Below are 22,950 nucleotides of genomic sequence, written 5' to 3' on the forward strand. Positions count from 1 at the left end.
GTTGACCTGTCAAATGTGACAGTAGTCATGAGCCTCACTTGGGTGTTTCATGTCGCTATTCAGGTGGCACTCATCAAGTGCAAGGAGCCAGAGGTGAAACAGTCTGCGGTGACAAGCGTCGGCAAGGGCACCATCGGCGCGATAACAGTGGTTGAGGTGGGGCATACGCCGACTCGATTCGCCATGGTCGTGCCCAGTGGTTGCGTTTCCAAACTCGCGATCAGGATAGGCACTAACCTCACGTGTGCAGGCGAATCCTGCTTCTGCGTGGGAGATGAAGTGCAATACCACGTGATCACCGGCGCGATAGGCGAGCCGCCTCAAATACATAACCTCATGAAACTTGGCTGTAGCAGCGAGTAGAAACTGCCTCGCTATCGAATGCCACCTGAATAAACGCAATCTCTGTGGCGAGGGGGTGCACCCCCATTTGGCTGCGCAGCGGCCCCGGCGTTTCTCATTCAAACGGCGTCGACAGCACTTGTTCCTGCTACAGCATCAGGCATTGAGTCGGTTGCGCAACAGTTTGGCCATCTCATCGAGCTCCGGCACCGGGTTATGCCCGATCAGCATCCAGGCATGCTCATTGTCCGACCAATACACCACGTTCATCTCATGCCGGCGTTCTCGGGCGAAATCATGGCTGCCGCTGTTGGAACGGGTGATGCACAGCGCCAACGGGCCGTGAACCGGGTCGAGGTAGGTGATCTGGGCGATGGGCACGCCGTCGTATTCGAGGATTTGCGCGCGCCGGAAGGCAGGACGTGGCAGTGCCAGTTGGGCCGGCATCAGCTTCAACCCCAGGCGCTCATCGACGATCCGCAACTGGGCGCGTTGCGAGGCTTCGTCGGAGGGCAGTTGTTGCAGGGTTTGTGGCACGTACAGCGACATGTAATCAGCCACTAATCCGCGCCAGTTGTTTTTTTGCTGACTCGATTGCCAGCCAAGGAACAAGCGATCTGCCAATACCCCGCTGACAACCAGGCCGGCCGCCGCCGTCAGGAACCAGCGCCGGTTCATGGAAGGGCGTTCGGGTGAGGGCAGAGTGTCGAGCATGGACTGCAAGCGATCCATCGGCGCTTGCTGGCCCAGTTCGTCATAGGCCTGCTTGAACGGCAGGCTGCTGCGGGCCAGCCATTGCAAGCGCAGGTTGAGCAGCGAATCTTCGGCAAGGGCCAGGTCAATGCGGCGGCGTTGTTCTGTGTCGAGCTGGTCGTCGAGGTAAGCCACCAGTTGCTCATCCGAAGGTGTCGTCGGGCTGGTGCGATCATTCATCGACGTTCTCCAGTTGATGGATTCGGTACGGTTTGCAACGGTGGATACTCGGCCAGTTTCAGGCGGGCAGCGGCGAGGCGGCTCATGACGGTACCGATCGGCACTTGCAGGACCTCAGCGACTTCGCGATACGAGAGCCCTTCTACATAGGCCAGAAATACTGTTTCGCGCTGGGCTTCGGGCAACGCATCGACACGACGGATCACTTGCACGGCAAGCACGTGGGTGTGCGCCGCATATTCGCCGTCATACGACAGCGCCTTATCGGCATCGACCAGCCCCTGGCCTTGTCGCACCCGGCGCGCCCGCACTTCGTTGAGCCAGATAGAGTGCAAAATACTCAACAGCCAGCGATCCATTCGGCTGCCGGGCACAAATTGCCCGGCACGTTCGAGCGCCCGCACGCAGGTTGCCTGCACCAGGTCTTCGGCGACATGCCGTTGCCGGGACAGCAACAGGCCGTAACGCCATAACCGCGCCAGGTGCTGTCCCAGTTCTGCCCGTATTGCCTGATCGCTGGCGATGGCGACCTCCGCGAGTGTTCGATATCAGGTTTTTGATGAGTCGTTGATGGCTTCCGCCAGGTCCTGGTATTCCTCACAGGTGCTGCCGCAGATCGACTTGATGCGCTGCAATTGTTCCTGGGCCAGGTCCATTCGTCCTTTGATCACATAGGCCTCGCCGAGGTATTCGCGAACTTGTGCGTATTGCGGGTCGAGTTTGACCGACTGCAGGTAGTAACCGATGCCTTCGTCGGTTCGCCCCAGTTTACGCGTGGCATAACCGCGATAATTCAGGGCCTTGGCGGTATTCGGGTTTTTCAGGGTGTCGAGCAGTGCCAGCGCTTCTTCGTAGCGACCGTCCTTGGCCAGGCGATAGGCGTAGTCGGTGCGGTCTGCATCCGGTACCAGGCTGCTGGTCTGCATCACGCATTTTTGCGTCTTGGTGTCGAAGACCTGGCCTTTCGGACAGTTGGGTTTGGCAGGGGCGTCGTCATCACCGTTCGCCAGTGCAAGGGAACTGGATAACGCGACGGCCAACAACAGCGGGGCAGTGTAAACAGCGAAACGGGTGTTCATGGGCGGTACTCCACAGGTGTTTACGTTTCAGTTTGAACCACGCCCCGGCAACATGCGGCGCAGGGTGTTATCACGCAGGCCGTAATGGTGAACCAGCGCCATCACGGCATGCAGTCCGGCCAGGATGATGATGGCCCAAGCCACTTGTTCGTGCAGGCCGCCGAACACCGACTTCATGCTTTTATCGAAGGTGATCAGGGTTGGGACATCGAACAATCCGAAAAAGTTGAAAGGTTCGCCCTGAGCCCAGCGAAAAAGAAACCCGAGCACAATCTGAGTCAGCAACAAAACGTACAGCAGCCAGTGCGCAGCCTTTGCCACGATGTTCATCAAGCCGTTATTGACCGGCGGCAAACGACGGCCGCGGGACAGTCGCCAAAGCAGTCGGCCGATGACGATCACCGCCAACAGGATGCCGCAGGAAATGTGCAGCGCTTGCAGTTCCTTGCGCAAAGGCGTGCCTTTGGCCAGGCGTTCCCAGACCTGTGCACTGGCGAACATGCCGATCACCAGCACGGCAGTCAGCCAGTGCAGGCTCATGGTCAGGCGATCGTAGCGGGACGGCGAATCTTGATCTGGATTAGTCACGGTCAATCCTCATGGGCTATGGGGAGTGAACACTACAGCGTAAACATTTATTCATTTCTTTTTGTTGCTGTTTTTTAAGGGGGCACGAACCGAGGCGCTATGCTCGTGGGCATTCGCAGTCGATCTGGAGCATCGCCATGAAAGATCAGGTCCATCACTCTGCCGCGGCGGGCTACAAAACCGGCGCCGATACCTACGTTCGCGGGCGTCCGGATTATCCGCCGCAGGTAGCCGATTGGCTGACGGACACGTTGGGTTTGAACGCCAACGCCACCGTGATCGATTTGGGCGCCGGCACCGGCAAGTTCACGCAACGGTTAATCGCAACCGGAGCACAGGTGATCGCTGTGGAGCCCGTGCCACAGATGCTGGAGAAACTGTCGTCGGCGTTTCCCGAGGTGCTGGCGGTCAGCGGCACGGCAACGGACTTGCCGCTGCCGGACGCTTCAGTTGACGTGGTGATTTGCGCCCAATCCTTTCACTGGTTTGCCAGTGTCGAGGCGTTGACCGAAATTGCCCGGGTCCTGAAGCCCGGCGGCAAACTGGGGCTGATCTGGAACCTGCGCGATACCCAAACCCATTGGGTGCCCAAACTCGATGCCATCGTCAATGCACTGGAGGGCGATACGCCGCGCTATTACACAGGTGCCTGGCGTCGAGCGTTTCCCCATGCTTCGTTCGGTGCATTGCAGACTCAGCAGTTCAGCCATGGACACACCGGGCCGCCGGAAGATGTGATTTTCAACCGCGTGCGTTCCACCAGTTTTGTGGCTGCACTGTCAGCGGTAGAGCGAGCAAAGGTTGATCAGCAGATCAGTGCACTGGTGGCTGACGAGCCCGACCTACGCGGTAAAGAGGTGGTGACGGTGCCGTATGTGACAGCGGCATTTGTGGCGGTGAAGGGCCGTTGAATGCAGCGGTAGTTGGCGCCTGGCTTGCCAGCGATGGCATTTTTGGAATTGCCATCACCGGCAAGCCGGTTTCCTACGGGATTGCGTTAACGCCATCAATGTCGGCATGCACCACCGAACCGCGTTAATGCCATCAATGTCGGCATGCACCACCGAATCGCGTTAATGCCACCAATGTCGGCATTCACCACCGAACCGTAGGAGCCTGGCTTGCCAGCGATGGCGTTTTTGGAATTGCCATCACCGGCAAGCCGGTTTCCTACAGGTCTGCGTTAACGCCATCAATGTCGGCATACACCAGCGAATCGCGTTAATGCCAACTATGTCGGCATGCACCGCCGAACCGTAGGAGCCTGGCTTGCCAGCGATGACGCCTTCGGAATCGCCATCACCGGCAAGCCGGACTATTGCTGATTTGTAGGGGATGCGAACATCAGCTCAGCAGCCGGATCGGCGTCCCGGCGGACCATGCCTGAATATCCTCGATCATCTGCGAAAAAAACTGCTGATAGTTGTGTTGGCTGACGTAACCGACATGAGGCGTTGCCAGTACGTTGTCCAGCGTTCTGAATGGATGATGAGCGGGCAAAGGTTCTTCGTCGAATACGTCCAGCGCCGCGCCTGCCAACCTGCGTTTTTGCAGAGCCTTGATCAACGCCGACTCATCGACAATCGGCCCGCGAGCGGTGTTCACCAGCAGCGCCGTCGGTTTCATCCAGCCCAGGGCCTGTGCATCAACCGTGGCGCGGCTGCGGTCACTGAGCACCAGGTGCACCGAAAGCACGTCGGCTTGTTCAAACAACTGCTGCTTGTCGACATAAGTCACGCCCACCTCTGCGGCACGTTCGGCGGTGAGGTTTTCGCTCCAGGCAATCACCCGCATGCCAAACACCTGGCCGAACTGGGCAACGCGTTTGCCGATGCTGCCCAAACCGAGAATGGCCAGGGTTTTACCGTGCAGGTCGCCGCCCAGGCCTTGTTGCCATTGGCCTGCGCGAACGGCGTTGGCTTGCGCCACCAGGTTACGGGTTGCCGCCATGATCAGCGCCCAGGTCAGTTCTGGCGCTGCATGTTTATAGCTGTCGGTGCCACACACCTGAATGCCCAGCGTGGCGGCCGCTTTCAAGTCCAGTGCGGCATTGCGCATACCGCCGGTCACCAGCAGTTTCAGCTTGGGCAGGCGCCGCAACAGGTCCTCATCAAACCGGGTGCGTTCGCGCATCACGCAAATCACCTCGAAGTCGGCCAGACGTTTCGACAGCGTTGCGTTATCGGCCGGAAAGTCATGCACAAAACTGACGTCGCCGATGGCGTCCAGCATCGACCAGTCCACCACGTTCCGGGCCACGTCCTGCCAATCATCGATCACCGCAATCTGCACCGCCATCAGTCTTTCCTCATCAATGAACCGGGTTGGTTTTGTTCAGCCAGCTCAGCAACGCCTGGTGGAATTGTGCCGGCTCTTCCATCTGCGGCGCGTGGCCCATGTCGGGAAATTCAACCAGTGTCGATTGTGGAATCAATTTTGCGACTTGCTTGCCAAGGACATCGTAGTGGCCAAGTTTCGCCTTGACCTCAGGCGTCGCGATATCACTGCCGATGGCGGTGGTGTCGGAGGTGCCAATCAGCAGCAGGGTCGGCATCTTCAGGTTCTTGAATTCGTAGTACACCGGTTGAGTGAAGATCATGTCGTAGATCAGGGCCGAGTTCCACGCCACGGCTTTGTGTCCGGGGCCTTTGTTGAGGCTGGCAAGCATGTCCACCCAGCGATCGAATTCCGGTTTCCAGCGGCCACCGTAATAGGTATTGCGCTCATAGGTGCGAATGCTGTCGGCAGTCAGTTTCAGCTCTCGTGCATACCATTGATCAACGGTGCGATACGGCACGCCAAGGGCTTTCCAGTCTTCGAGGCCGATGGGATTGACCAGCGCCAGTTGTTCAACCTGTTCCGGGTATTGCAGGGCGTAACGGGTGGCGAGCATGCCGCCCGTGGAGTGACCGAGCACGCTGGCCTTCTGAATGCCGAGGGCTTTCAGCAATTGCTGGGTGTTGGTGGCGAGCTGCTGGAAACTGTACTGATAGTTGTCTGGTTTGCTGGAGGTACAAAACCCGATCTGGTCGGGGGCGATAACGCGGTAACCGGCGTCACTAAGGGCTTTGATCGAGCTGTCCCACGTGGCGCCGCAGAAATTCTTGCCGTGCATCAACACAATGCTGCGCCCGTTGGCCTTGCCATTGGCTGCGACGTCCATGTAACCCATTTGCAAGGATTTACCTTGAGATTGAAAAGAGAAGTGCTTGACCGTGTAGGGGTAGTCGAAACCTTGTAATTCCTGCCCGTATTCCGGACCTTCGGCATGAGCGATCAGGGGCAGTGCGGCAGTCAACAACAGGCCGGGCAACCAACGGGTGAGGGCGAGGGACATGGTGGTACTCCAAAGGTAATCGTCCCATGCTGGATTGGCATGATTAGGACGACATTAAGCACAGGCAATCACCGTGCATGATCGTTCAACCCATCCAGCCCAGGGTCGCCATGGCCAACACGCCATAGCGGGTACCTTTGGCGAAAGTCACGATCAGCAGGAATCGCCACAGCGGTTCGCGCATGACGCCGGCCACCAGTGTCAGCGGATCGCCGATAACCGGCACCCAACTCAGCAGCAATGACCAGTGGCCGAAACGTTGATAGTGCAATCGGGCTTTTTCCAGATTAGCCAGGCTCACTGGAAACCAGCGTTTGTCTTGAAAGCGCTGGATGCCTCGGCCAATCCACCAGTTCACCACCGATCCCAGGACATTGCCTGCCGTGGCCACCGCGAGCAGCGCCCACAGCCAATACCGGTCGCTGACGATCAGCCCCACCAGGACCGCTTCCGATTGCAGCGGCAGTAACGTGGCGGCACCGAATGCCGCAAAAAATAGCCCGAAGAAGGCGCCGAGCATCAATGGGCGGGGTAATCCGCCACCACCACGTCAGTGCCATCCTTTTTCAGGCCGATAACCTGATAGGCGTCGCTCATGCCGTCCATTTCCATGCCGGGTGAGCCCATTGGCATGCCCGGTGCGGCTACGCCCAGCAGGTCGGTACGTTTGCTGAGGGCCAGTACCTGATCCGCCGGGACATGACCTTCCACGAATTTGCCATTGATCAGGGCGGTGTGGCAGGAGGCCAGGCGTGGCGGTACGCCGTGTTGTTGCTTGAATTCACTCATGTTGGCTTCGACGTGATCTTCAACTTTGAAGCCGTTGGCTTCGAGGTGGCTGATCCATTTTTTACAGCAACCACAGTTGGCATCGCGATGGACTTCAATGGGGATCAGGTCCGCCGCCTGAGCCAGCGAGGAGATGAACAGAGCGCTCAGGGCGATCAGACGCAGGTGGGTTCGCATGGGGGGTCTCGTCTTGAGTAGCGGGCAAAAAAAGCATTTTGCCTAGTTTAGCCAACGATACCGGGAGAGTTTGTTTCCAAGTGCTACTGGGTTGATGCGCCTGGAACCGAGCTACGTGGCTTATCTACGCCGCTAAACGCCAGTGAAAACGGGCACTTGGTGCTTTGTATCTAAAATGTACAAGAATTGTAAGATGCTGAAATAATTGTTGGTGGTACGCTTCCGCGCGTCGATACTCAGCGGCACTTAACTCGGTTAAACAAGGAGTTTTTATGGTCGTTTCAAAAGGATTTCGGTCATGACTATCGGTTACACCGGCGGCTGGACCCCAAAAGCGGGTTTGCTGGTTCAGGATACCGGCAGCAGTAGCAAACCTGTTTCCCAGAGTGCCAAGGTCCGGCAGATGCTGGCACTGGTAGGCACCGATCCAAACGCGCTGGACACGGCGAAGATGGACAAGCAGCAGTTGCACAAAAATATCAAAGGCTTCGATCCGTCGAATGTGACGGCCAAATCTTTGGGCAGCCTGAGTACTTTCTTGAAAGATCGCGGTTTGATCAGCGATGTGACCGCGGTGACGTTGAGCAACGCCGGTGACAAGTTCGACCGGTTTGGCATTCCGAATGATCCGGACGCCAAGTTCAATGCGCTTGAGTACTTCGCCACGCAACTGGACAACATCCAGAACAACAACATCAAGGGCAACAAGTACGCCAACTACCTGATCCCCGAGTACAAAAAAGCGATCTACGTGCTGCAGAACCTTCAAAACTACGGTAAGGGCAACGGCACTACGCTGCCGACCGACAAGAATGTTTCCGCCAAAGCATAAATAAATAGCTGTCAGCCCGTTTCGGCAATCGAACGGGCGAGCCGTTGTTTAGCGGTCGAGCAACTTCATGACTTCTTCCGTCTAGCGCGAACCTGCAGTCGCATCGGCCGGGAAGAATGCCTCCAGCGCCTGCCATTCCGCACGGCTGAGTTTCACGTCCAGTGCGGCCACGTTTTCTTCAAAGTATTTGCGTTGCTTGGTCCCTGGAATCGGGATCAGGTAGTCACCCTGTGCAAGCACGATGAGGTGAAACAGGTGCGCTCCGCCACTTTTAGCGGCGGTACGGGAGTTATCGACTGGAGGGCGGAGCGCAACAACCAGCCGATACTGACGACGTCAGAGCAGCGTCAAACCTCTGGTTGCGGGTTATCGATGTTGGTTGTAACCGGGACCGCCATGATCATCATAGCGGTCGTGATGCCATCCACCGCCGTGGGGGAAAAAAAAGCAGCCACTCAAGGACAGAATGGCGAGCAGGGGAATCAGCATTGTGATTCGACGGAACATTTGAAAATCCTCATGGTTAGAGCCGCAATGAAGCCAAAACTCTTCATCGGCTGTAACATGAGACCCCGTGCGCAGCGCCCCATTTCCAGAGAAGGGTAGTGGCTTGGCATGCGTTCAGATACAAGCCGGATACATTTTCAGGTTCAGGAAATTCGCAATGACTCAGTCGCAACGTTTGAAATATTCGATTCTGATCTCGCTGGTGGTATTGGCGATCATGTTTGGCCTTTCCTGGCTGCAAAACACCGGCACCATCAGCGAAAAAATGTTCCAGTACATCGCCATTGGCGTGGCGGTGATCGTGGTGGTGGTCAACGGTGTGATGCGTCGCAAGGTCAAGCCTTAAGCGACGCGCCGGCAGTGCTTATTCGCCGTGCAACGCGGCGAATGCCTGTGGGTTCAGGCTGTAGCTTTTGTCCGGGTTCAAGGTGATGACACCTTCGCTGCACAAGCGTTTCAACACTTCGCGCACGCTGAGAAAGGACAATGGAATATCCAGCTCCAGCAGGTGGCTGTGTACGCCGCGCACGCCGAGACTGCGGTCGCTTTCGGCGGCGGTCAGCAATGCGTCGATGACTTTTAGTCGAATCAGGCTGGTGCGCAGGCCAAAGCTCTTGAGCAAAACCCTGATGCGTTCGTTAACGTGGCGCTCGGTACGCTGATCGAAAACGCCGGAGCCCATGGTATTAGCCATTGGCGCGTTGCTACCGTCCGTTGGTAGTTGCGAGTTGTACATGCAAAAACTCCTTTTCAGAGCTTGATCCGGAAAATGTAATGGCTGCTCTTACACAATAAGACGTATGAGCCGGGCAAATCATGAAGCCTGTGATGTAGAAAATTTGTCGCCAACATGTCGATGCCGGGTCATACGCCGTAAAATCGGTAGTCCAATCCATTAATTTTTTGTCATCTGATTCGTGCCCAGGCAGGCACATTGCGTGCGTTCGTGCAGAATGCCCTTCGTTCTTTCGATCGGGCGCGCGCGTGATTACTCCAGGCCGTTAACCAGGCTAGGCCGTGCAGGTTTGAGGGTTGGCGTTGGTCGCGCTGCAACCGCCCTGAGCCCGCCGGATCAGGCTGCTGCCGGTGGGGTCAGGGAGGCAAGGGCCAGGGCTTTCAGATTTTTGGCGCCAGTTGCGCAATGGAGTTGAGCACCGGGTTGCCGTCCTTGTTACGAGTGACGTACACCGGCAGCACTTTGGGCAGCGTCGCCACCAGGGTGTGGAGCTCTTTGATGTTGTAGATGCCACCGAGCCGGATCGACCCCGTCTTTTGGTCAGCCACCATCACCGGTTTATCAAGGTAACGATTGATCAAGGGCAGGGCGTCGGACAGCGCAAGGTTGTCCAGCACCAGTTTGCCGCTGCGCCAGGCCAGCGAATTATCGTTGGCGTAGGTCTGGCTGATTTGAGGTGCGTAGTCGCCATGTTTGTAGCGAGCCTGCATCGCAGGTTCCAGACGCCAACCATCCCCCGGCAAATCGTTGTTACTGGTGACCAGCACTGATCCTTCAATCAAGTTCACCCGGACTTCATTTTCGTACATCCAGACATTGAACCGGGTCCCGGTAACCCGGATTCTGCCGTCCGCTGCTCGCACAATGAACGGGCGGCTGGTGTCGTGGCTGACGCTGAAAAAAGCTTCGCCTTTATCCAAAGTGACCCGGCGCTGATCTTTGTAATTGCTGAACGTCAACTCACTGCCAAGATTCAGTTCGACCTGACTGCCGTCACCCAGGGTGACTTGGCGCACCGTGTCGCTGGCCTCGAAATGCTGGTAGGCATTGGGCAGCCAGCCCAGGTTCCAGCCGCTGTACGCCGCCAGCGGCAATGCCAGGGCGCACACGGCGGCAGCGATGCCGAACGTGCGCCATGGCGTTACCGGGTTTACTTGCGCAATGGGTGGCGGGCGAGGCAAATCCCCGGCGACGTCCCAGATCTCAAGCATTGCTTCGTACTCGACCGCGTGCAGTGGATGAGCGTCACGCCATTGTGCAAAATCTTGTCGCTCTTGCGCAGTGCAATCAATCGCGTGCAGGCGCATACACCAATGCGCGGCGGCATCGGTGATAGCGTCATCTTCGGCTTGCGAGTGAGGGTTGTCGGTCATTGACTCATCCTGATTTCCTGCATTCTAACCGTTACAGGAAGTCTGCGAGAACAGCGTCATGGCAATTGCCCATCAAACGGAGATCGAAGGTGTTCATTCAGGGTGTGACGACATGCAATCGGCGACCTAATCGGGTAATCAACAAGGTCAGGCTGTCGGCATTTGCCAGTTGTACTGCAAACCTTGCTGTGGAGTTGGACATGAAGTGCGTGCGGGCATCGTCCAACGTTGACTGGCCGGTTAATTGCAGAACACGTTCGGCAACCCGGTCGGTATTTTCGTAAGTGGTTTCGCCAAAATCTTCCCAGACATCGGCAACCGGGTTGTGCATACAAAACAATCGCTCCAGCGGCGTGAAATGCGACAGGCCAGTGGTTTGAACGGTAACCAATTCGTTTTTCAGCGCTTTTGCGTGGGCACTGAACGTCTCGATCAGATCGGTATAGGGCCTGCCTGAGTCCAAGTAGTCTATGTCCTCGGTACTGCTGACAATATGGGTTATTTCATGAATAAGCGTTGTGGCGCGAGCATGGGTATTGATGGGGAAAGCAGGATCTGTCATGTAATTGCGGTAATGGTCTATTAGGGGCAGAAAGAATTTGTCTGCGAGGTAGATTTTCCCCCTCTTGTCACCTGGGACGGTAAAGGCGAACGTTGTTTCTCCATATTGAAGAGCGCGCCCCACGACAAAACGCTTTGAGTTTGCGTGTCTGAGTGTCGGATCCAGCAAGCCTGCAAATACTTCTTCAACTGCCTTTTCGAGCATTTGTACATGTTCGGGTGACAGGTTCTGTACGCCGATAAAATCCATGAGTAATTGATGGACTGGGGTGATCTTGCTTCCAGGGTCTTTAAGAAGTTGCAAGTTGCGAAAGCTGTTCCAGGCGTAAGTTGTCGCAAGATCGAGCGCCTCATCAATCAATCGCGCCTTGACGGGGAACAGCGAACGGATTTCAGGCAGTCCTTTTGCCTCGACGTTCATGCCTCCATTGACCGCAATCGAGATCTTGAGTCGGTTGATCATGCTGTAGCGTGGCGCCGGCATTGGGGGATCTATCCGCCATTGTTTCGAGGTGCTTTGCTCAACATGCGGACCTGTGGAGCTGTTGTCGGCGATACGCCAACGATCCCCTTCTTTTCGCAGCGGATAGACTTTGCCTTCGACGGGTGCATACAGTTTTTTAGTGTCGGGATGGGTAAACAGTCCAATGGCGGGGTTCAATGTCATGGAACTCAAGTCGACATCAGGTTGTTCGCAAGTCTGCAGTTCAGTACGGCGTGGGGCCGTTATATCGACGTCTTGCCACTTGAACCGAGATTTGGTTACTTCTTTGGCTGCCTCACTTGTGTCTGTAGAGAGTGACGGCGGGCCTCCCATGGACTGGCGCAGTGATGCCAGTTGCGCGATGCCGCTCACAAACGCGGTAACGGCCTGCGCCCATTTGTGCGATTGCAAGTCGTCGGCAGAGTGTTTGATTTCCCGGTAGCTGCGCCACACCGTCATTGGATAGGCCAATTTACCCATGCACAACGAGTAAGCCTCGTGCAGGTCTTCGCCCAATACATGCTTGATGGATGCCCATTCACGCGCTGACTTAACGTCTGTTTGGGTGCCCAGCAATCGAGCGAGTAGCGCCACATTGTCTTTGAACAAATGTGTGAGAACGTTCCCCCTGATCGGAGTAGACCCCAAGCTCACCGCAGGCAAGCGATCGTTGGTAGTTGCCATGCGGTTTTCCACTTGAATGCGTGCCGGTTGTGGCAGGTTCATCAGCACCCAATCGTGCAGCTCACTTCGGGTCTTCATTTCGGTCAGCAATTGCTCCGGGTTTTTATATTCCCGAATGCCGTGCTTCGGGCTATACGGAGCAATGAGTACCTGTGGCCCCTCGTTGTAAGGCGTTGCGCCAATCAGGTACATGCCCGGCACCTTGATCGTCGCAAGACCTGGTATTCCTATGAACTCTAACGGTCGGATGATCGCATTAGCCCCGTCAACGGCTTCACGAGCGACGGCATCCGGCATGTTCATGATCTGTCTAATCAAATCAAAAGCCGATTCGCTGAGGCGCTCCTGCAGTTTTTCGGTGTGAGCGTAATGCAGGATTTGCCAAGGCAATTGGCAGGAAAATGTGTATTTTCGATCGGCTATGCCAACGCTGGTATCCGCCAATGCACTGTCGAGTACTGCTTGTTGAAGTTGACCGATGTTCACGCTGCGGACCAGCGTCTTGACGTAGCTTTCGTCCATTCCTTGGGGAATCGGGGTTTCATTCAATGTCTGCAGTTTGATGGGAACAATATCGATGTCCTGAAGCTGACCCAGTGCAAATTCGGTCAGGGTCAGGCTGAAGGTGCCAGACATCAATTTAGGGCTTGTTTTTATCTGGATGTGATCCGGGTCGACGTCGTAACCGTCAGCTTTCAGGCGTTTGTGAAGCTCATCATGTGCAGTGCGCTGCAACGGCTGAATACCGCTCAGATAGTCTTTGTCGTCGCTGACATTGTTCAAGTATTGCTGAAGCAACTCCGCCTGCAGGACCTGATCTTCGACGGATGCCTTTGCCAACCAGGCGGGCAGCATTTGCTGGGTGATCAACGATTGGGCGATAGCGCTCGCGTGGTTTAATCCGGCCTCGGGTTTGCGCAGGGCTACCAGTGAAAGCAGGCTGGACAATAGGGTTGTCGGCATTGGCGATGACAGTGCGTCAATGACGTGAGTCTGATCCAGTTGAACGAAGGGTTTTTGCAAATGGTCCAGAAAGTGCCCGGTCAACAATTTCAGCGGAGCAAGCGTAAATGCCAGTGCAGGCCGGTATTCACTGCCGGCCAGATTCTCCAGCAGAGCGGGGCGTTCATCGTGATTGCCCAAGCGCCTTCCAAGCTCGGTCAGTAACGGTGTCAATGAAGAGAAACTTTCAAAGCCGCGCGCAGGTGTCCACACGATGGTTTTTCCTGAGTGCCAAGGGTCAAGTCCGCCTCGCTCGGTCATGACAAAACAACTTGCCAGTTCCAGCAAGTTGCTGGAGTTGCTCGCGTGGAGGGCGAGGGAAAACACATCGGGAAGAAAGCCATTTAATGCCGACCGTTGCACACGGACGGGACTATCCAGCACAGTTTTGATTATCTCTTGAGCCCTGACGTCAAGTGTGCGGGCAACGCTGTGCAGTGTCAGCTCGCTTCGCAGGGCAGTAGACAACGTGTGAGTAAACATCGACTGCAAAGCCGTCAGCGAGCCCACTATCACGCTTTGCACTAAGGCGGCGGTGCTTGCGGAGGATGGAATCATCGGCAACTGTTCGATCCGTTGTGACAGGGCATCTTCGACGGTTGAAAGGAGTGCCAACTGTTTCTTCGCTGCTTCAGCGCGTACGGTCGCCGGTTGTGCGTTCCAACGCTGGTCAGCTTGCGTGCTCCAGCGTCCTTGAGCCGCAGTGCTCAATAGGCGCTCGTCAATCAACCCGCGTATATCGAGGGCTTTATCGACCAGGGCATCAACGTCCAGGTTGCCCTGGCTTTCACGAAATCGGTCAAGGGCATAACTCAGGTTTTGCAGTTGTTTATCCTGGATGTCATCCATCAACTGCTCAAATACCGGGCCGATAATCGGCTCGCCCGAAATGATTCGTTCGTTGGGTTGCAATGACAGAAATGCACCACGTTCATCCAGCGACAAGAAGTTGAGCAACGTGTCTTCGTGACCCTCACTCTTGAACATGTTCCACACTAGATTGCGAAGTGCAGCCATGTCGTGGGTGACCTCAATGCCTCTGGACGGGGTGTAAAGGTAACCGAGCGTGTTGTTGTTGCCGATCATCAACGTCGACGCCAGTTGCGCTGTGGCCTTGTAAAGGCCACTGACCCGCACTTTTTCTACATGAACCGGATTGCGTTGGGTGGGTAGCGCGGCCGTGCCTGCAAGACCGATGGTTTTAAGCCGCAGGTATTCAGGCGTGGTCAGAATTCCTTGCTGGCGTTTAAGTAACAGGTCAACGTCGAACGCGTCACTCATGCATTGGGCAATAAACGCTGATCGAGACATGCCATTGCTGATTGCGGTATTCCAGAATGTCTTCAGCAAACTTCTGAGGCGCGGCGTGAAACTTTGCGAGATCTTGATGATGGCCGACCTCCACGCCAGGTTGTCGGCGCTGGTTGAGAGGGCGTGTCGAGGGTTGGAGAACACCAGGGTGGCGGTATCTGCATTTGGCCACTGGCTGGTGAGGTAGTGCTGCAGCAAGGCATCGCTTAACGTCACTGAAGATGCATTGGCGCGGTAATGAGCGTCGTCACTTGCCGTCATCAGAGCTTCCATGCGTGTCTGGCCTTGATCCAGTCTTGGGAAGCGTTCGGCCAGAACCTGATTGAGCACCTCCACCAGCATTGTGCGCAGGGTCGGCATCCTCAGCAGTTCAACCGTCATCGCCTGGGCGTTGCGCGCGCGATTAGCTTCTATGATCAATGCCTGATCATCGAATACCGCCCCTTCGATTGCCTGCGCAGTGACCACGACCGAGGGCGCCGCCAGCACGGCATCACGTTGCTCAATGGACAAATAACGCAGCAGCTCACGTTTGCCGGATGCTTGCTCCAGCCATTCATCCATCGCGGTGTGCAGATCGTCCATGTCGGCGAATTTGATCAGGCCTTTCCAGGGTGTATATAACGTGACCTCTCCCGTGTCCGGCCTGCTCATGGCAAATGCCCCGGCCAATACAATATCGACCCCGGCCAAGGTTAATACCACGCGCTCTGCAAACATGGGTGTGTGACTGGTTTCGCGTTCCGAGCGCGTACGCAAATGCACGACGTTCAACCATTTCAGATCATTCAGGGACAGGTTCAGGGCTTTTTCCCGGTCACCGGGTTGCTTTCCATTGGACGCAATGTCTGCTTCGTCGAAAAAATAGGGAATGGTCATGAGGCTCCTCGATGCGCTGCGATCCGTCGCAGATCGTTAATTCGAGGAAAAAGGTAAAGTCAAAGGAAGGTTGAGGTGCGGTACATATTGCTCACTGCCATGTCGCGCTAGAGCCTTGACAGGACGCCGGTGTAACAGCGCTTAATCAGCCCATATTTTAAGGTTGCCGTGCAACCTCGTTTCCCCTGTTGCCCATATTCAACAATAAAACGGGAGCTACAGATGACCGCAACGCCCGAAGTGGCCGTCAGTTCGAACACACAAAAGCTCGATTTTGACGCGCTTGTTTTACTGCTTGAACAGGTTTTCCTGCGCCACGGCACCTCTGCCGATGTCGCCCATACGCTGGCCCTTAACTGCGCCGGCGCCGAGCGCGATGGCGCCCACAGTCACGGCGTGTTTCGTATACCGGGTTACGTGTCGACGCTCAACAGCGGTTGGGTCAATGGACAGGCAGTGCCAGTGGTCGAGGATGTGGCTTCAGGGTTTGTGCGGGTCGATGCCGGTAACGGATTCGCTCAACCGGCCCTTGCGGCCGCCCGGGCGTTACTGGTGGCAAAGGCTCGCAGCGCCGGCATTGCCGTTCTCGCTATTCGTAACTCGCATCACTTCGCAGCGTTATGGCCGGACGTCGAGCCGTTCGCCTATGAGGGGTTGGTGGCGTTGAGTGTGGTCAATAGCATGACCTGCGTCGTACCACACGGCGCCGACCGGCCACTGTTCGGGACCAATCCGATAGCGTTCGCCGCGCCGCGTGCCGACGGTGATCCAATTGTTTTCGACCTGGCGACCAGCGCCATTGCCCACGGTGACGTGCAGCTTGCGGCGCGCAACGGAGAGCGTTTGCCTGTGGGGGTCGGCGTGGACAGCCTGGGTCAGCCGACGCAAGATCCGAAAGCGATTCTGGAAGGTGGCGCATTGCTGCCTTTTGGTGGGCACAAGGGCTCGGCGCTGTCGATGATGGTGGAACTGTTGGCAGCAGCGTTGACCGGCGGCAATTTTTCATTCGAGTTCGACTGGTCGAATCATCCGGGGGCCAAAACGCCCTGGACCGGGCAACTGCTGATCGTGATCGATCCGAGCAAAGCGGCCGGACAAAATTTTGCTGAACGCAGTCAGGAACTGGTCAGGCAAATGCACGGTGTGGGATTAAAGCGTTTGCCGGGTGATCGACGCCATGGTCAGCGCGCCAAAGCGGCTGCCGAGGGCATTGTGCTCGACGCGCAGACGCTTGCGGGTTTGCGAGAACTGGCCGGCCTGTGAAACCGGTCAATCCCTTGCGGGCATGAAAAAGGCGAGCCCGAAGCTCGCCTTTTTCTGTGTGGCGCAGCAGCGCTTATCGCCGGCCCAGCAGCAGGCCGACAACCAAGCCGAAGCCTGCGGAGATCGCCACGGTTTGCCACGGATGACCACCGATGTAGGTTTCGGTCGCTTCAACCGCAGGTTTGGTGCGATCACGCACGCTGGATACCGAATCCAGCGCCTGCTGCAGCTTTTGGGCAATTTGCCCACGCAGGGTTTCCGCTTCCTCTCCAACCAGTGAAGCGCTGCTCTTCAGCAGTTTGTCGGACTCTTCAATCAAAGCCTGTAATTCGCTGAAGGCCTGATCCTTGATCTGATCTTCGACGTTTTGCGCGGCGGTTTTCCGGGCCATTGAGGTACTCCTTACTGATGGATTGACAGTGAACAATGGAGTCCGCCGTCACTGAAAAAGTTGCAGTCATTTTGCGTGAAGACGTCATGCTGCTGAAAAATCCCGCGCAGGACATTTCCTCCTACAGTGTAAGATGTTGCCTAATTTACACAGCAGGTAATTCCATGAGCTTCAATCTGGCCGACAAACCCCTTGCCGAGCGCGCGGCGCTTGAAGATGAAAAATCCCGACTGTTCGATCTGTGGCAATCCAACCTCGGTAAATCCAAAGGTGAGGCCGCACGATTATTTGGCGAGCGTGCCAAGCGCAAGGGTAAATGGGCGGAATGGGTACGTGCCGAACTGGATACGATGTCACCGCCCGAATACGCCAATATGGTGCGCAGTGAAGTCAACCGGCTGATGACTGCCAAGTAAGACAACGGTTGTTCGACACCGTGGGGCTGGACTAGTAGCCGGCCGTCGAACCCGGCAGGCTGAGCGTGCCACTGTCGACGAAACGCATCGTGCCAAACACACCGCCTGCGAGCTTGCCGCGCAAAACGTAGGGCAGGTTATTCAGGCTCTGGGTTTGACTCAGGCCCAACGTTTGACGCAATACCGAGAAAGCCGAGACGCTGACAGGCACGGTCAGCACGGTTTCTGAAAAGCGCGCAATCGACCCCGACTGATCACTGACGCCGGAGGCGAGTGGCTGGCCATTGACCGCCAGGTCCAACGACACACCGCTGTAATCGATAGGCGTTTCGTTGGGGTTTTGCACACGGATTTTCACGGCGAACCGCACTTCCATATCCTGGCTTTGCAGCGGCTCGATCCCGACCACGCTGATGTTCAGCGGATCGCGATTGGGGAAGAGGGCGCATGCACTGAGGCAGAGCAACAGCGCACTGAGGATGACGGCTTGAACACGGCGCATGGGCAGGCTCTCTTGAAATAAAGGGCTGAACCGCGCCGGCTCAACCCTCAAGCCTTTTCAGCGGTTCAATGATGCGACAGTGGACACCGGGGCGGGTTCACCTTTGGCCGGCATGTCCGGGTTTTCCATGACCGTGAGGATCGAGGCCTCGGGGTCAAAGTCGTCCTCTTCCAGCTCAATGAATTCTTCGGGAAGGAAGATATTCAGCACGATAGCGCACAACGCGCCCACGGTGATCGGCGACTCGAAGATGTTGTGCAGCGCCTTCGGCAGCTCGCGCAGGACTTCCGGCACCGCTGCGACGCCCAAACCCATGCCGATGGAAATCGCCACGATCAACATGTTGCGTCGGTGCAGGCCCGCTTCGGCGAGAATCTTGATGCCGGCGACCGCCACGGTGCCGAACATCACCAGTTCCGCGCCACCGAGCACCGGTTTCGGCATCAGTTGCAGCACCGCGCCGATCATCGGGAACAGCCCCAGCAACACCAGCAGGCCGGCAATGAAGAAAGCCACGTAACGGCTGGCGACGCCGGTCAACTGGATGACGCCGTTGTTTTGCGCAAAAGTGACCATCGGCATGCTGTTGAACACTGCCGCCATGGCCGAGTTGAGACCATCGGCGAGCAGCCCGGATTTGATCCGGCGGATGTAAACCGGGCCTTTCACCGGTTGCCGGGAAATCATCGAGTTGGCGGTCAAGTCGCCCGCGGCTTCAAGCGGCGAGACCAGGAAAATCACTGCCACCGGCACAAACGCTACCCAATCGAAGTTGAACCCGTACTTGAACGGCACGGGCACGCTCATCAGCGGCACGTCGGGCATGCCACTGAAATCCACGGTGCCCATCAGCCACGCCACGACATAGCCCAGTGTCAGCCCGATGACGATCGCGCCCAGGCGCAGGAACGGCACGTCGACCCGATTCAGTACCACAATCGTGCCCAATACCAACGCCGCCAACGCCAAGTGGCTGGCCGCACCAAGGTCGGTTGCGCCGAAGCCGCCAGCGATATCGGTCATCGCGACTTTGATCAGTGACAGGCCCATGAGCGTGATGATGGTACCGGTGACCACCGGCGTGATCAGCATCCGCAGTTTGCCGATGAACTGACTCAATACCACTTCGATGAACGCCGCGAAAAAACACACACCGAAGATGGTCGACAAGATCTCGTCGGTGCCGCCGCCGCGTGCCTTCACCATGAAACCGGCGCTGAGAATGACGCTGATAAACGAGAAACTGGTGCCTTGCAGGCATAACAGCCCGGAGCCGATGGGCCCGAAGCGTCGCGCTTGTACGAAAGTGCCCAGCCCCGACACAAACAGCGCCATGCTGATCAGGTAAGGCACTTCGCTTTGCAGGCCAAGGGCGCCGCCCATGATCAGGGTTGGCGTGATGATGCCCACGAAACTGGCGAGTACGTGTTGCAGGGCTGCGAACACTGTGGCGGTTAAATGAGGACGGTCGTTAAGGCCGTAGATCAGGTCGTTGTTGCGCGCAGCGGGGGCTTTTTCAGAGGCGGTCATGATTGTTGGCGTGCCGAAAGGCGGGCCCGGTCAGAAAATGGAGGCGCAGGATGCCAGAAACACTATTTTGTGGCGAGCGCGAGTCACGTCCCCGGTACGAATATCAGGTGAAGGCTGCCAGCAAATCTTCTTCAAACGCCTTTTGCGCATCGCCCGGTACCTGGGCGCGATGCCGCGCGAGGTGGAAGGCGACTTCGAAACTCATATCGGCCGGGCGCACGGCCCTCAACAACCCCTTGTCTTCCCAATGACGGGCAAAGTGCGTGGGCAGGTAACCCACATGTTTGCCCGACAAAATGAAGGCGAGGGTGCCTTCAACCTGTTCCGAGCGCGCTGAACACACCTTGCCTTGGAACGGCTCGTCGGTGCGCAAAAAACGGTAGGGATGGTCCACGCGGTCGTGCGCCTGCAAGGCATGATCATCCGGTGAATCGTGGTTGAACAATGGGTGGCCCGGCGCGCAGTACAAATGTTGCGTTTCGGTAAACAGCTCGCGGTAGTCAAAGGCGCTTTGCACCTGCGAGAAATAGCCAATTGCCAAATCCAGCCGTTGCTGCAACAGCAAACGCTCCATTTCGCCTGGCATCGCACTGATCAACTCAATGCGTACTGACTGGTCGCGCTCGCGAAAACGCCGAATCGCGTCAGCCACCTGTAGCACCACCGATTGATCCAGCGCTTCGGACAAGCCCAGGCGCACTTCACCGATCAGGCGTCCGGCCACGCCGTTGGATTGATGACGAAACAGTTCGATGGATTCGAATAACCCGCGAGTAGCCATTAGCAGCTGCTCGCCCTTGGGCGTGATCTTGAAGCCTCCCTTGCCGCGACTGCATAACCGATACCCCAAGCGAGTTTCAAGTTTGGCCATTTGCTGGCTGATGCTCGATTGGCTCAAGCCCAATTCACCCTGTGCCGCACTGAAGCCGCCGCACTCCACCACATTGATAAACAGCCGCAGCAGTTGCAGGTCCACATCGTGAAGTTGGCCAAGCATCAATCATTACTTCCGGATAATGTCAGGTTAATAAACTATGTATTTTGCCAATGTATCCGATGAAGCATCCTGCAGCCACTCCCTCGGCTCAGGTGTTCGTGATGGCTCCGCTATTCAAGCTCTGTTTACCCGCACTGTTTATCGCAATGGCGTTGCCGGCCCAGGCCGAAGAAAAAATCCTCAATCTGTACAGCTGGCAGGAGTATTTCGCACCCGAAGCCATCCAGCAGTTCGAGCAGGAAACCGGTATCAAGGTGCGTTACGACACCTTTGACAGCTCTGAAGTCCTGGAAACCAAACTGCTTACCGGCCGCAGCGGTTATGACGTGGTCGTGCCGTCCTCCAGTGTTTTGGCACGAGGTATCGCCGCGAACGCGTTGCAGGAGATACCGTTGCAGCGCTTGAAGGGCCACGACAACCTTGACCCCGACTTGCTGAAAAAAGCAGCGGCGATTGATCCCGGCAACCGCTTCGGCGTGCCTTACACCTGGGGCACACTGGGGCTTGGCTTGAACGTCGAAGCCGTGCAAAAACGTCTGCCAGGTGTGCCGTTGAACAGCCTTGACCTGCTGTTCAATCCGCAATACGCCAGCAAACTCAAGGACTGCGGGATCGCCATCATCGATTCCCCTCAGGAAGTGATTGGGCTGGCGTTGCACTACTTGGGTAAAGATCCCTACAGCACTGACAGCAAAGATCTGGCCGCCGCCGAGGCGCTTCTGCATCAGCTGCAGCCCTCTGTGCTCTACGTCGCCACCGGTCGGCAGATCAACGACCTCGCCAACGGCAGTGTGTGCCTGGCATTGACCTACAACGGTGATGCGAGCATGGCAGCGGATCAGGCGCTTAAAGCCAATAAACCGTTTGAGGTGACGTACCGCATTCCGAAAAACGGCACGCTTGTGTGGCAAGACAACCTGGCCATTCCCAAAGACGCACCGCACCCCGAAGCGGCGCGAGCCTTTGTCGAGTTCATGCTGCGCCCTGAATCTGTCGCCGGCCTGACCAACAGTCTGTTTTTCGCCAACGCCAACCAGGCCGCCACGCCATTGGTGGATGAAGCCGTGCGCAACAACCCGGATATCTATCCCGCGCAAGAGATGCGCAGCCAGTTGTACGCAGACAAAAGCATGAGCCTCAAGGACATGCGTCAGCGCACTCGCTTGTGGACGACGTTCCGCAGCCGCCAGTAATCAAGTGCCAGTCCATAACTATAAAGAGGAGAACCTGATGGACGTCCCAGCCCATAACGATCAAGCCATGACCCGTGACAGTCTTTACGGCACCAGCGCCGAAAGCACCTACGCCGGTATCACCAGTTTCATGCGCCGTCGCTACAGTCGCGACCTGCGCGGTGTGGATGTAGCCGTCAGCGGCGTGCCGTTCGATACCGCCACCAGTAACCGCCCGGGCGCGCGTTTCGGGCCGCGAGGGATTCGTGCCGCGTCTGCCGGCATCGCCTGGGAACGTCACTGGCCGTGGACGTTCGACCCGTTCGATCATTTGGCCGTGATCGATTACGGCGATTGCGACTTCGATTACGGTTCGCCGCATTCGGTGCCGGAAGCCATCGAAGCGCATGCCGAGCACATCCTGAGTGCAGGTGCTGCAATGCTGACCTTTGGCGGCGACCACTTCATCACTTATCCGCTACTGAAGGCGCACGCCCGTCAACATGGTGCGCTGTCGCTGATCCACTTTGATGCTCACAGCGACACGTGGCCGGATGAAGAGGGCAAGCGTGTCGATCACGGGACCATGTTCTGGCATGCGGCCAAGGAAGGGTTGGTTGATCCGGCGCGCTCGGTTCAGGTTGGGCTGCGCACCACCAATGATGACCACCAAGGCTTTCAGGTGCTGGATGCGCGCCAGGTTCACCGCCAAGGGGTTGATGCGATTGTCGCAGCGATTCGGGCGCGGGTCGGCGATAACCCGGTGTACCTGACGTTCGACATCGATTGCCTCGACCCGGCGTTCGCGCCCGGCACCGGAACCCCGGTATGCGGTGGTTTGAGCACGGTGCAAGCACTGGAAATCCTGGGCGGCCTGCGTGGCATCAACCTGGTAGGTATGGACGTGGTGGAGGTGGCTCCGGCGTACGACAATGCGGAAATCACCTCACTGGCGGCGGCGACGCTGGCCATGGAAATGCTGTGTTTGTACGCCGCTAAACATAAAGTCGATCAGTAAGGCGTTCTCCAGCGACCGGCTCTGCAGGGCGCTGGGTCGGTGTGCTG

General features: G+C 57.0%; 24 protein-coding genes. 8 read left to right on the plus strand and 16 right to left on the minus strand.

Annotation, left to right across the window (positions count from 1 at the left end; genetic code table 11):
* The first annotated feature begins 27 nt into the window (after positions 1-27).
* Positions 28-363, plus strand: a complete 336-nt coding sequence (locus tag ACQR3R_RS05995) for a hypothetical protein (protein ID WP_428271096.1) — start codon at positions 28-30, stop codon at positions 361-363.
* Between the two features lie 135 nt (positions 364-498).
* Here ACQR3R_RS05995 and ACQR3R_RS06000 read toward each other — a convergent pair whose 3' ends face one another.
* The 4 genes from ACQR3R_RS06000 to ACQR3R_RS06015 are packed head-to-tail and all read right to left on the minus strand — an operon-like array spanning position 499 to position 2,942.
* Entirely contained in the window at positions 499-1,275 is a 777-nt protein-coding gene (locus ACQR3R_RS06000; RefSeq protein WP_428271097.1) for an anti-sigma factor family protein, read from the minus strand.
* Positions 1,272-1,799 (minus strand): sigma-70 family RNA polymerase sigma factor, encoded by a 528-nt coding sequence (locus ACQR3R_RS06005; protein WP_428272596.1) that lies wholly within the window; start codon positions 1,797-1,799, stop codon positions 1,272-1,274. Before ACQR3R_RS06005 ends, ACQR3R_RS06000 begins: the two co-directional genes overlap by 4 nt.
* Before the next feature lie 24 nt (positions 1,800-1,823).
* Entirely contained in the window at positions 1,824-2,354 is a 531-nt protein-coding gene (locus ACQR3R_RS06010; RefSeq protein ID WP_428271098.1) for a tetratricopeptide repeat protein, read from the minus strand.
* Between the two features lie 27 nt (positions 2,355-2,381).
* On the minus strand, positions 2,382-2,942 hold the full coding sequence (locus ACQR3R_RS06015; protein ID WP_428271099.1) for a cytochrome b/b6 domain-containing protein: 561 nt from the start codon (positions 2,940-2,942) through the stop codon (positions 2,382-2,384).
* 137 nt (positions 2,943-3,079) lie between these two features.
* Here ACQR3R_RS06015 and ACQR3R_RS06020 point away from each other — a divergent pair, with 137 nt between their 5' ends.
* Entirely contained in the window at positions 3,080-3,853 is a 774-nt protein-coding gene (locus ACQR3R_RS06020) for a methyltransferase domain-containing protein (protein ID WP_428271100.1), read from the plus strand.
* 433 nt (positions 3,854-4,286) lie between these two features.
* On the opposite strand, the gene ACQR3R_RS06025 is transcribed toward ACQR3R_RS06020, so the two are convergent.
* The 4 genes from ACQR3R_RS06025 to ACQR3R_RS06040 form a co-directional block, all read right to left on the minus strand.
* A complete protein-coding gene (locus tag ACQR3R_RS06025; protein WP_428271101.1) occupies positions 4,287-5,240 on the minus strand; it encodes an NAD(P)-dependent oxidoreductase in 954 nt (317 codons plus the stop codon).
* A 13-nt stretch (positions 5,241-5,253) separates the two neighbouring features.
* On the minus strand, positions 5,254-6,279 hold the full coding sequence (locus ACQR3R_RS06030) for an alpha/beta fold hydrolase (RefSeq protein WP_428271102.1): 1,026 nt from the start codon (positions 6,277-6,279) through the stop codon (positions 5,254-5,256).
* An 85-nt stretch (positions 6,280-6,364) separates the two neighbouring features.
* Positions 6,365-6,799, minus strand: a complete 435-nt coding sequence (locus ACQR3R_RS06035; RefSeq protein WP_428271103.1) for a VTT domain-containing protein — start codon at positions 6,797-6,799, stop codon at positions 6,365-6,367.
* Positions 6,799-7,245, minus strand: coding sequence for a DUF411 domain-containing protein (locus tag ACQR3R_RS06040; RefSeq protein ID WP_428271104.1), 447 nt, complete (start codon positions 7,243-7,245; stop codon positions 6,799-6,801). Before ACQR3R_RS06040 ends, ACQR3R_RS06035 begins: the two co-directional genes overlap by 1 nt.
* Positions 7,246-7,543: 298 nt before the next feature.
* On the opposite strand from ACQR3R_RS06040, the gene ACQR3R_RS06045 reads away from it, so the two are divergent.
* Positions 7,544-8,077 (plus strand): hypothetical protein, encoded by a 534-nt coding sequence (locus ACQR3R_RS06045; protein WP_428271105.1) that lies wholly within the window; start codon positions 7,544-7,546, stop codon positions 8,075-8,077.
* Between the two features lie 81 nt (positions 8,078-8,158).
* Here the strand turns inward: ACQR3R_RS06045 and ACQR3R_RS06050 are convergent, their stop codons facing one another.
* A complete protein-coding gene (locus ACQR3R_RS06050; protein ID WP_428271106.1) occupies positions 8,159-8,317 on the minus strand; it encodes a hypothetical protein in 159 nt (52 codons plus the stop codon).
* Between the two features lie 424 nt (positions 8,318-8,741).
* Between ACQR3R_RS06050 and ACQR3R_RS06055 the strand changes: the two genes are divergently transcribed.
* The gene (locus tag ACQR3R_RS06055; RefSeq protein ID WP_428271107.1) at positions 8,742-8,930 is read left to right on the plus strand and encodes a hypothetical protein; all 189 of its coding nucleotides are present in this window, start codon (positions 8,742-8,744) and stop codon (positions 8,928-8,930) included.
* An 18-nt stretch (positions 8,931-8,948) separates the two neighbouring features.
* Here the strand turns inward: ACQR3R_RS06055 and ACQR3R_RS06060 are convergent, their stop codons facing one another.
* The 3 genes from ACQR3R_RS06060 to ACQR3R_RS06070 all read right to left on the minus strand — a co-directional run bounded on the left by ACQR3R_RS06060 (position 8,949) and on the right by ACQR3R_RS06070 (position 15,614).
* On the minus strand, positions 8,949-9,320 hold the full coding sequence (locus ACQR3R_RS06060; RefSeq protein ID WP_428271108.1) for a hypothetical protein: 372 nt from the start codon (positions 9,318-9,320) through the stop codon (positions 8,949-8,951).
* 380 nt (positions 9,321-9,700) lie between these two features.
* Positions 9,701-10,693, minus strand: coding sequence for a FecR domain-containing protein (locus ACQR3R_RS06065; RefSeq protein WP_428271109.1), 993 nt, complete (start codon positions 10,691-10,693; stop codon positions 9,701-9,703).
* 97 nt (positions 10,694-10,790) lie between these two features.
* Positions 10,791-15,614, minus strand: coding sequence for a hypothetical protein (locus ACQR3R_RS06070; protein WP_428271110.1), 4,824 nt, complete (start codon positions 15,612-15,614; stop codon positions 10,791-10,793).
* A gap of 222 nt (positions 15,615-15,836) precedes the next feature.
* Between ACQR3R_RS06070 and ACQR3R_RS06075 the strand changes: the two genes are divergently transcribed.
* The gene (locus tag ACQR3R_RS06075) at positions 15,837-16,877 is read left to right on the plus strand and encodes an Ldh family oxidoreductase (protein WP_428271111.1); all 1,041 of its coding nucleotides are present in this window, start codon (positions 15,837-15,839) and stop codon (positions 16,875-16,877) included.
* A gap of 73 nt (positions 16,878-16,950) precedes the next feature.
* Here ACQR3R_RS06075 and ACQR3R_RS06080 read toward each other — a convergent pair whose 3' ends face one another.
* Positions 16,951-17,268 (minus strand): DUF883 family protein, encoded by a 318-nt coding sequence (locus ACQR3R_RS06080; RefSeq protein WP_428271112.1) that lies wholly within the window; start codon positions 17,266-17,268, stop codon positions 16,951-16,953.
* Between the two features lie 35 nt (positions 17,269-17,303).
* Here ACQR3R_RS06080 and ACQR3R_RS06085 point away from each other — a divergent pair, with 35 nt between their 5' ends.
* The gene (locus ACQR3R_RS06085; protein WP_428271113.1) at positions 17,304-17,684 is read left to right on the plus strand and encodes a hypothetical protein; all 381 of its coding nucleotides are present in this window, start codon (positions 17,304-17,306) and stop codon (positions 17,682-17,684) included.
* Between the two features lie 31 nt (positions 17,685-17,715).
* Here the strand turns inward: ACQR3R_RS06085 and ACQR3R_RS06090 are convergent, their stop codons facing one another.
* From ACQR3R_RS06090 to ACQR3R_RS06100, 3 genes are all read right to left on the minus strand, one after another.
* A complete protein-coding gene (locus tag ACQR3R_RS06090; protein WP_428271114.1) occupies positions 17,716-18,186 on the minus strand; it encodes an LEA type 2 family protein in 471 nt (156 codons plus the stop codon).
* Between the two features lie 57 nt (positions 18,187-18,243).
* Positions 18,244-19,716 carry a solute carrier family 23 protein gene (locus ACQR3R_RS06095; RefSeq protein ID WP_428271115.1) on the minus strand — a complete coding sequence of 491 codons (1,473 nt, stop codon included), beginning with the start codon at positions 19,714-19,716 and terminating at the stop codon, positions 18,244-18,246.
* Between the two features lie 103 nt (positions 19,717-19,819).
* The gene (locus ACQR3R_RS06100; RefSeq protein WP_428271116.1) at positions 19,820-20,713 is read right to left on the minus strand and encodes a LysR substrate-binding domain-containing protein; all 894 of its coding nucleotides are present in this window, start codon (positions 20,711-20,713) and stop codon (positions 19,820-19,822) included.
* Between the two features lie 101 nt (positions 20,714-20,814).
* Between ACQR3R_RS06100 and ACQR3R_RS06105 the strand changes: the two genes are divergently transcribed.
* Entirely contained in the window at positions 20,815-21,906 is a 1,092-nt protein-coding gene (locus tag ACQR3R_RS06105) for an extracellular solute-binding protein (RefSeq protein ID WP_428271117.1), read from the plus strand.
* Positions 21,907-21,943: 37 nt separating this feature from the next.
* The gene (gene speB, locus ACQR3R_RS06110) at positions 21,944-22,903 is read left to right on the plus strand and encodes an agmatinase (RefSeq protein WP_428271118.1); all 960 of its coding nucleotides are present in this window, start codon (positions 21,944-21,946) and stop codon (positions 22,901-22,903) included.
* Positions 22,904-22,950 lie beyond the last annotated feature (47 nt).

The organism is Gordonia sp. IEGM753, assembly GCF_050321825.1.
Classification (GTDB): Bacteria; Pseudomonadota; Gammaproteobacteria; order Pseudomonadales; family Pseudomonadaceae; genus Aquipseudomonas.